This window comes from Agromyces humi (assembly GCF_009720255.1).
GTDB lineage: Bacteria > Actinomycetota > Actinomycetes > Actinomycetales > Microbacteriaceae > Agromyces > Agromyces humi.
Map to the genome: position 1 here is coordinate 1 of NZ_WJSP02000135.1, position 9,041 is coordinate 9,041.

The window sequence follows — 9,041 nt, forward strand, 5'->3', positions numbered from 1 at the left end:
CGATGTCGGCGACCGCCCGGTCGTCCGACGGCCAACCGAGGTCGACCGTCACCACGTCGTCGCGCACGGCGCGCAGGGCGGCGATGGCGTCGAGGGCGAACGGATGCCGGTGCAGGTCCTTGCCCACCACGAGCACGGGCCCCGCCAGCGATGCCGGGTCTGCCAGGGGCGTCTCGGCCGAGATCGCGACGGCGCGCGCGGTGTCGAGCCACGTCGGCTTCCCGGGAACGGGTTCGACCGCGAACGGACCCCACGGCGCCACGCCCACGGCGATGTTCGCGACGGTGTCGATGCGCACGACGGTGCCGATGCGGGCGGATGCCGCGAGGCGCCCGGCTGCGGCATCCGACACCTCGAACGCGCCGGCGATGCGGGCGAGCTCGTCGCTCGCGTGCAGGGGTTCGAGCGAGGCCGCGTCGACCGACTCGGGCAGGACGGGCGCCGTCAGCGCCAGCTCGCGTACCCGCGCGGCTGCCTCGCGCACCCGCTCGGCCGGAAGCCGGCCCGAGTCGATGGCGGCCTCGATCGCGCCGACGATCTCATCGAGCTGGTCGTCGGTGTTGTCGCTGCCGATGCACAGCAGGTCGCAGCCGGCGACGAGGGCGCGCACGGCCGCCTCGGGGATGCCGTGCACGCCGCTCGCCCCCTGCATGTCGAGGGCGTCGGTGACGATGACGCCCTCGAACCCCAGCTCCCCGCGGAGCAGGCCGTGCACGATGCGCGGGGAGAGGGTGGCGGGCTGCTCCGCGTCGAGGCGGGGCAGGAGGAGGTGGGAGGTCATGATCGTGCGGGTGCCGGCCGCGATGGCCGCGGCGAAGGGCACGAGCTCGCGCTCGCGGAGGACGTCGAGCGGGACGTCGACGACGGGGAGCACCAGGTGCGAGTCGCCGTCGGTGTCGCCGTGGCCCGGGAAGTGCTTCGCGCTGGCCGCCACTCCGGTCGACTGGACGCCGTGCACCCAGGCGGCCGCGTGCCGCGCCGCGAGTGCCGCGTCGGTGCCGAAGCTGCGCACGCCGATGACCGGGTTGTCGGCATTCGAGTTCACGTCGACGTCGGGCGCGAACGTGACGGTGCAGCCGGTCGCGGCGAGCGCCTCGCCGACCGCTCGCGCGACGCGCTCGGTCAGCGCCGGATCGTCGATCCGGCCGAGGAGGGCGTTGCCGGGGTAGGGCGCACCGCGGTCGTAGAACAGCCGCGTGACATCACCGCCCTCCTCGTCGATCGCGATGACGGCGAGCGGGTTCGCCGTGCGCAGCGACGTGTTCAGCGCCAGGAGCTGGTCGGCCGAGGCGATGTTCTGGCCGAAGAGGCAGACCCCGCCGAGCCCGTCCTCGAGCCGGCGGAGGACCCAGGCGGGCGCCTCCGTGCCGTCGAACCCCGGGAGCAGGGTCGTGAGGATGTCCCGGCGCAGGTCGGTTCCCGCGCCGGTGAGGTGCTGCGCGGTCATCCCTTGACGGCCCCGCTCACGAGTCCGCTCGTCATCCGGCCCTGCACGAGCAGGAAGAAGACGATGACGGGGATGGCCATGAGGGTCGAGCCGGCCATGATCGCGGCCCAGTTCGTGGTGCCGTTCGCCACGAGGTAGGTGCGCAGCCACACGGGCAGCGTCATCATCTCGGGTCGGGCGTTCAGCACGAGCGCCATGATGAACTCGTTCCACGCCTGGATGAACCCGAAGACGCCCGTCGCGATGAGGCCGGGGGCGAGCAGCGGGAAGGTCACCCGCCAGAAGGCGCCGGCCCTGGAGCATCCGTCGATCATCGCCGCCTCCTCGAGCTCGGCGGGCACGCCGTTGACGAAGCCGCGCAGGGTCCAGATCGTGAACGGCAGCACGGTGGCGATGTACACGACCGTCAGGCCGATGATCGTGTTGAGCAGGTGCCAGCCGTCGATCACGCGGAAGACCGAGACGATCATCGCCTCGCCGGGGATCATCTGGATGACGAGGATCGCGATGATGAACGTGCGGCGGCTCTTGAACCGGAACCGGGTGACCGCGATCGCGGCGAGGAACGCGAACACGAGCGAGATGATCACCGTGAGGATCGTGATCACGATCGAGTTGCCCGCGGCCGGGAGGAACGGCGTGCGGCCCGGATCGAAGAGCACCGTCGCGTAGTTGCGGAGGGTGAACTCCTCGGGCCAGAAGTTGACGTCGGCGCCGCGGATCTCGTTGTTCGGCTGGAACGACGTGTTCACCATCCAGTAGACGGGGAAGACGAAGAACAGGAAGAGCAGCACCGAGAGGGCGCTGAGGACCCACGTCGTGATGCGGCGGCGACCGCCGCCGGTGCGGCGCACGTCCCGGGTGGTCCCGGTCGTCGCGACCGGGGCGCCGAGCTGCTGGGGGGCGACGGTGGCGCTCACAGCTCCTCCTCCTTGGTGACCTGGCGGACGTAGTAGATCGAGATGGACATGAGCAGGATCGCCGTGATGACGGCGATCGCGCCGCCCTGGCCGAAGTCGCCGCCCGCGATCGAGGTCTGGTAGATGTACACGCCCAGGGTGTTGGTGAGGGCGCGGATGCCGCCGATGTCCTGCAGCGCGAAGATCTGCGTGAAGACGCGGAGATCCCAGATGATCTGGAGGATCGTGACGATCAGGAAGATCGGCTTCAGGTAGGGGAAGATGATCAGCCGGAACCGCTTGAACCCGCCGGCGCCGTCGAGCTGCGCGGCCTCGAGCACCTCGTCGGGCACCTGCGTGAGCCCGGCGTAGAGCGTGAAGGCGACGAACGGGATCGCGCCCCAGACGATGATGATGCCGGCGACGAGGAAGAAGCTGAGCGGGTCGATGAGCCAGGAGTGCTGGAAGTACTCCTCCATGCCGAACCAGTTGACGAGGATGTAGTTGACGACGCCGTAGGCCGTGTCGAACATCCAGCCCCAGACGACGGTCGCCGTGAGGGCCGGCATCGCCCAGGCGAGCAGCATGCCCACCGAGAGCAGGATGCGGAAGCCCTTGGGCAGGCGCATCATCATGAGCGCGATGAGCGTGCCGAGGAACATGGTGACGATGACGCAGCCGGCGGAGAACACGATGGTGCGGATGAGCACCGCGTAGAACACCGGGTCGGTGAGCACGTTCGCGTAGTTCTCGAACCAGACCCACTCGGGAGGGGCGCCGAAGACCTGGGCGCGGCCGAACTCCTGGAACGACGTGACGATGAGCTGGATGAGCGGCCAGCCCGTGATGAGGGCCAGCACGATGATCGCCGGGGTGAGCAGCGAGTAGGGGGTGAAGCCGCCCCGGATCCGCCGGATGCGGCGTGCGGCCGGCTTCGGCTGCGGGGCCGTCATGCGTTCGCCTTCGAACGCGCTCGGCGCCGGGTCGAGGCCGTTGTCGACCGTGGTCATGGTGGTGCTCCTGGGAAGTCGAGGTGTTCGGGGCAAGGCGGCGGAGCCGCTCCCCGATCCGGACGGGCGACGTGTGTGGTCGTCGCCCGCCCGGGCCTTGGGGTGCGGTGCGGCGGCGGACAGGGGGGTATGCCGCCGCACCGCGCAGTCGGACGGATCCGACTAGCTGTTGAGGATCGCCTCGATCTCCTCGTCGGCGGCCTCGGCGAGCGCCTTGATGTCGCCGCCCTGCGCGATGTTGACGAACAGGTCGGTCAGGATGCCGGATGCCTCGACGTCGGCCCAGTTCGGCGACGCCGGGGTGAGCTTCGCGTTGCCCGCGGCCGCCGTGATCGCCTTCGCGACCTCGTCGGTGCCGAGGGTGTCGGCGAGCGAGAGCTTCGCCGGCACGAGGCCGTTCTCACCGTAGATCGTCTGGAACTCGTCGGAGAGGATGATCTCCAGCGCGCTCAGCGCGAGCTCGGGGTGAGCCGACTTCGCCGAGATGCCGATGTTCGATCCGCCGGCGAAGACCTGCGCCGCGCCGCCGTCCATGCCCGGAAGGGCGTAGACGCCGAGGTTCTCCTCCTGGTCGGGGCAGCCGGGCGCCTCGGCGTCGGCCGGGGCGAGGATCGACCACTTGACCCAGCTCGGGGCCGAGAGCTGCAGCGACGTGCCGTCGCAGAAGCCGACCTCGGGGCTGGTCTCGTTGCCGTCCTTGGGGGCGGACGAGGCGGTCGTCATGACCTCCTGGACCTGGGCGAGACCGGCGAGCGACTCCTCGCTCGAGAGCTGCGCGTCCCACTCCTCGCCATCGGCGACGGCGATCTCGCCGCCGTTCTCCCAGATGTAGGGCAGGGCGTTGTACCAGTCCTGGCCGGGCCACCAGATGCCCGACTTGCCGGGGTTGGCGGCGGCGAGCGCCTGTGCGTTCGAGATGTACTCGTCGAGCGTCGTCGGGACCGTGAGTCCGGCCGCCGCGAGGGCGTCCTTCTTGTAGAACACCAGACGGGAGCCGGAGTACAGCGGGGCCGCGTAGAACTTGCCGTCGTACGAGCCCGCCTCGACGAAGCCCGGGAGCAGGTCGTCGCCGCCCAGGTTCTCGTACTCGTCGGTCAGGTCGAGGAACGCGCCCGCCGACGTGAACGCCGCGGCCTGCGTGTTGCCGACCTCGACGACGTCGGGGCTGTCCGAGCCGGAGAGGCTCGTGGTCAGGCGGTCGACGAGGCCGTCCCAGGCCTGCTCCTCGATGACGAGCGTCGAACCGGGGTTCTCCTTCTCGAAGGTGTCCACCAGGTACTCGCGCGCTTCGTCGGGCGTGTCGGTGCCGACGAGCCACACGCGGATCTCGGCGCCGTCCTCGGAGGCACCGGTGCCTCCGGAGGTGGCACAACCGGCGAGGGTGAGCGCAGCAGCGGCGCCGAGCGCCACGATGCCGAGTTTCCTCATTGTCGTTTCCTTTCATGGGGTGAGGGAAACAGCGGGGGTTCGCTGCACCCTTGGTGCGTGGAGTCCCTCACGAGACTCCGAGTTGTCCGGAGAGGACCATGACGGCCGCGCCGCGGAGGACGATGTCCTCCGCCTGCTCGGTCATCCGGAGCCTCAGATCACGGTTGTGTTCCGCCATCGTCCGCATCCGGAGCGTGTCGACGGTCGCGTCGTGCAGTGCGCCGTCAAGCAGTTCGGCGGGGCCGCTGAGCACGACCTCCGACAGGTTGAGCGCCCCGACCACGGGCGCGAGGATGATGCCGAGCCGTCGTCCGGCCTCGGCGAGGATCCGATCGCGGGCGGATGCCGCATCGGGGGCGTCGCCGTCGAGCTCGGCGAGCTGGGCGGTGAGCCGGGGCACGGCGAGCCACGCCTCGAGGCATCCGTCCTTGCCGCACGCGCAGCGGGGACCGCCGTCGGTGCCGACGACGACGTGGCCGATCTCGCCCGCCGCGAAGCCGCCGCCGATGACGGGCCGGCCGCCGATGATCAGGCCGGCGCCGACACCGTGGCCGACCTTGACGAGCAGCAGGTCGTCCTGCAGCGAGGCGCCGTGCTCGGCGAGCACGGCGACGTTGGCGTCGTTGGCGACGTGCACGGGCAGGGCGAACTCCGCCTGGAGGCGGGACTGGAGCTCGATGTCGCGCCAGCCGAGGTTCGGTGCCGAGCGCACCACGCCGAGCGTGTCGACCACGCCCGGCGAGCCGACGCCGATGCCGAGCACGGGAATCGTGGTGCTCGCGAGGAGCGACCGGACCAGTTCGACGACGAGCGCCACGGCGTTCTCGCCGCTCGCGCCGGCGCAGGCGACCTCGGCCCGGGACACGATGCCGCCGTCGAGGTCGACCACGGCGCCGAGGAAGCGCTGGTGCTCGGAGAGGTCGATGCCGATGATCCGGAACGCGCCGCGGTCGACGTCGATGAGAGTGGCCGGCTTGCCGGGGCGCGCGTCCTCGCGCTGGCCGAGCTCGACGACGAGGCCCTCGGCGATCAGGTCGGCGACGAGGTCGGACACGGTGACCCGGGTGAGCCCGGTGCCTCGCGAGACATCCGCCCGACTCTGCGCGCCGGAGGTGTAGAGCGTCTGCAGCACGAGCGACCGGTTGTGGCTGCGCGCGTGCTCGGGCAGCACCTTGCCGGTGGGCCGGAGGGCACGGGCACGGGTGAAGATCGGGGCGTCGGCGAACGGCACGGTGAGCACGTCGCCGCCCGTGGTGGGGGCGCCGGTCTCGCTGACCTGGCTTCGCTGCACATCCGTCGTCACGTTTGTTAGTAAAGCTTACGAACAAACTCGGACGCAAGTATCGACGGCCGTCTGGCCGCTCGCGTTACCGAGTTGTGACCTGCCGCCGCGGCGGTGATGGTGCGGATGATGCGGGGACGACGAAGGGGCCGGATGCCGCAGCATCCGACCCCTCCGTGAACCGCGTGCGGCTACGCCAGGCGCGCCTCGAGGTTGTCCGACAGGGTCTGCAGGAACTCCTCGGTCGTCTGGTACGGCTGCTCGGGGCCGACGAGGGCCGCGAGGTCCTTGGTCATGGCACCGGACTCGACCGTCTTGATGACGACGTCCTCGAGGGTCAGCGAGAAGTCGATGAGCTCCTGGTTGCCGTCGAGCTTGCCGCGGTGCGCGAGACCGCGCGTCCAGGCGTAGATCGAGGCGATCGGGTTCGTCGAGGTGGGCTTGCCCTGCTGGTGCTGGCGGTAGTGGCGCGTGACCGTGCCGTGCGCCGCCTCGGCCTCGACGACCTTGCCGTCGGGCGTGGCGAGCACGCTCGTCATGAGGCCGAGCGAGCCGAAGCCCTGCGCGACGGTGTCGGACTGCACGTCGCCGTCGTAGTTCTTGCAGGCCCAGACGTAGCCGCCCTCCCACTTGAGCGAGGCGGCGACCATGTCGTCGATGAGACGGTGCTCGTAGGTGAGGCCGGCCGCGTCGAACTGCTCCTTGAACTCGGCGTCGAAGACCTCCTGGAAGAGGTCCTTGAAGCGGCCGTCGTAGGCCTTCAGGATCGTGTTCTTCGTCGAGAGGTAGACGGGGTAGTTGCGCGAGAGGCCGTAGTTCAGCGAGGCGCGGGCGAAGTCGCGGATGGAATCGTCGAGGTTGTACATCCCCATCGCGACGCCCGAGCCGGGCGACTGGAACACCTCGAACTGCTGCGGCTCGGAGCCGTCCTTCGGGGTGAAGGTCATCGTGAGGGTGCCCTCGCCCTCGAACCGGAAGTCGGTGGCGCGGTACTGGTCGCCGAACGCGTGGCGGCCGACGATGATCGGCTTGTTCCAGCCGGGCACCAGGCGGGGGATGTTCGAGATGATGATCGGCTCGCGGAAGATCACGCCGCCGAGGATGTTGCGGATGGTGCCGTTCGGCGAGCGCCACATCTTCTTCAGGCCGAACTCCTCGACGCGGGCCTCGTCGGGGGTGATCGTCGCGCACTTCACGCCGACGCCGTGCTTCTGGATGGCGTGGGCGGCATCGACCGTGATCTGGTCGTCGGTCTCGTCGCGCTTCTGGATCGAGAGGTCGTAGTACTCGAGGTCGATGTCGAGGTACGGGTGGATGAGCTGGTCCTTGATGGCCTGCCAGATGATGCGGGTCATCTCGTCGCCGTCGAGCTCGACGACCGTGCCTTCAACCTTGATCTTGGACAACGTGGATCTCTCCTTGGATCTCTCGGGGAATTGAGGAAGTCTCGCGGGGCGGACACGCCGCCTGCCAGCTTACCGCGTCACGCGAATATCTCGACATCGAGACAAATGAGGGGCCTCCTGGCGCGTGATGCCGCGAGGCGTCGGCCCGCGCGCGCGTTCGCCCTGAGCGTTCGCCTCGCGGCTACCTGCCCCGGGCCGCCACACGTTAGCCTTGGCTCCATGGCTGAACTGCGACTCGAAGAATTGAACGCGACGAACATCGTGGCCGCGAACACCCTGTCGCTGAAGCCCGGGCAGGAGCAGTTCATCGCTCCCGTCACCTATGCCGCCGAGGCCTCCGTCGTGAACCCGGCCACGGCGTGGCAGCGCGTCGCCCGCTCCGAGGACCGCGTCGTCGGATTCATCCACGGCAACTTCGACCCCGAGAACGAGCACGAGGAGTTCCGGGCCTGCATCTGGCGCATCAACGTCGACGCCGAGGCGCAGGGCAAGGGCGTCGGCCGATTCCTCGCCCACGCGCTCGCCGAAGAGGCCAAGCGTCGCGGGTTCGATCGCATCACCGTGCTCTGGGAGCCCGGCGAAGAGGGCCCAGAGGCGTTCTTCCACCGCATCGGCTTCGTCGACGTCGGCGAGACCGCCTACGGCGACGTGATCGGCGCACTCGAGCTCTGAGCACCGAGGCACGGGGCGAACGGATGCCGCAGCCGCCGGCCGGCTTCGTCGAGGCCGTGCTCGCCGTGGTCGACGACATCCCCTCGGGCTGCGTGGCCACGTACGGCGACGTCGCCGCCATCCTCGGCTCGCGCGGAGCGCGGGCCGTCGGCCAGGTGATGGCCCGCTACGGCTCGGAGGTCGCCTGGTGGCGCGTCGTGCGCGCCGGCGACCGTCCGCCGGCCGGCCACGCCGAGCGGGCTCGCGCGCACTACGAGCGGGAGGGCACGCCGCTGCGCCCCGCGGATGACGAGGACGGCTACCGCATCGTCATCGCGGCGTGCCGCTGGCGCCCCTGACGGGGTCAGTCGGCGAGGCCGCCGCCGAGCGGCATCCGCACCGAGAGCGTGGTCCCCGCGCCGGGCGGGCTCTCGAGCTCGAGTGTGCCTCCCACCGCGTCGACTCGGTCGGCGATGCCGAGCATGCCCGTGCCCGCGTCGAGCGACGCTCCCCCTGCGCCGTTGTCCCGCACCACGAGCTCGAGTTCGTCGCCCACCACGTGGGCACGCACCCAGGCCCGCGTCGCCCGTGAGTGCTTCGCCACGTTCGCGAGGGCCTCAGCCAGCACAAAGTACGCCGTCGACTCGATGAGCTCGGGCAGTCGGCCCTCGGCCTGCACGTCGACCACGACGGGAACCGGGCACCGGCCCGCGAGCTCGGGCACGGCGAGCGCGAGCCCGCCCGACGAGAGCAGGCTCGGGTGGATGCCGTGCGCCAGCTCGCGCAGCTCCCGCAGGGCCAGGTTCAGCATCGCGATCGTGCTCTCGAGCTCGGTGGCGAGCGCCACCTCGTCGGCGTCGCGCGCGGCGTTCGCCGCGAGCCGCAGCCGCATGCCGAGCGACACCAGGTGCTGCTGCG

The 9,041-nt window shown here is 70.3% G+C and carries 9 protein-coding genes; 2 read left to right on the forward strand and 7 right to left on the reverse strand.

Annotation, left to right across the window (positions count from 1 at the left end):
• The 6 genes from GH736_RS12060 to GH736_RS12085 all read right to left on the reverse strand — a co-directional run.
• Positions 1-1,447: glycoside hydrolase family 3 protein (locus GH736_RS12060; protein ID WP_159603561.1), on the reverse strand; the 1,447-nt coding region annotated here is incomplete at its 3' end.
• Positions 1,444-2,271: a carbohydrate ABC transporter permease gene (locus GH736_RS12065; RefSeq protein WP_407922342.1), complete on the reverse strand. Its 828-nt coding sequence runs from the start codon at positions 2,269-2,271 to the stop codon at positions 1,444-1,446. The genes GH736_RS12060 and GH736_RS12065, both read right to left, overlap by 4 nt.
• Before the next feature lie 92 nt (positions 2,272-2,363).
• Positions 2,364-3,356 carry a carbohydrate ABC transporter permease gene (locus GH736_RS12070; protein WP_235934100.1) on the reverse strand — a complete coding sequence of 331 codons (993 nt, stop codon included), beginning with the start codon at positions 3,354-3,356 and terminating at the stop codon, positions 2,364-2,366.
• A gap of 162 nt (positions 3,357-3,518) precedes the next feature.
• Positions 3,519-4,784, reverse strand: coding sequence for an extracellular solute-binding protein (locus GH736_RS12075; protein ID WP_159603563.1), 1,266 nt, complete (start codon positions 4,782-4,784; stop codon positions 3,519-3,521).
• 67 nt (positions 4,785-4,851) lie between these two features.
• A complete protein-coding gene (locus tag GH736_RS12080) occupies positions 4,852-6,024 on the reverse strand; it encodes an ROK family transcriptional regulator (protein ID WP_407922343.1) in 1,173 nt (390 codons plus the stop codon).
• 233 nt (positions 6,025-6,257) lie between these two features.
• Complete coding sequence (locus GH736_RS12085; RefSeq protein ID WP_159603565.1) at positions 6,258-7,472, reverse strand: NADP-dependent isocitrate dehydrogenase; 1,215 nt, start codon at positions 7,470-7,472, stop codon at positions 6,258-6,260.
• A gap of 219 nt (positions 7,473-7,691) precedes the next feature.
• On the opposite strand from GH736_RS12085, the gene GH736_RS12090 reads away from it, so the two are divergent.
• Both GH736_RS12090 and GH736_RS12095 read left to right on the forward strand, forming a co-directional pair.
• On the forward strand, positions 7,692-8,144 hold the full coding sequence (locus GH736_RS12090; protein WP_159603567.1) for a GNAT family N-acetyltransferase: 453 nt from the start codon (positions 7,692-7,694) through the stop codon (positions 8,142-8,144).
• A gap of 23 nt (positions 8,145-8,167) precedes the next feature.
• The gene (locus GH736_RS12095) at positions 8,168-8,482 is read left to right on the forward strand and encodes an MGMT family protein (RefSeq protein WP_159603569.1); all 315 of its coding nucleotides are present in this window, start codon (positions 8,168-8,170) and stop codon (positions 8,480-8,482) included.
• A gap of 5 nt (positions 8,483-8,487) precedes the next feature.
• Here GH736_RS12095 and GH736_RS12100 read toward each other — a convergent pair.
• Positions 8,488-9,041, reverse strand: a 554-nt coding sequence (locus GH736_RS12100; protein WP_235934103.1) for a sensor histidine kinase, incomplete at its 5' end; no start/stop codon positions are given.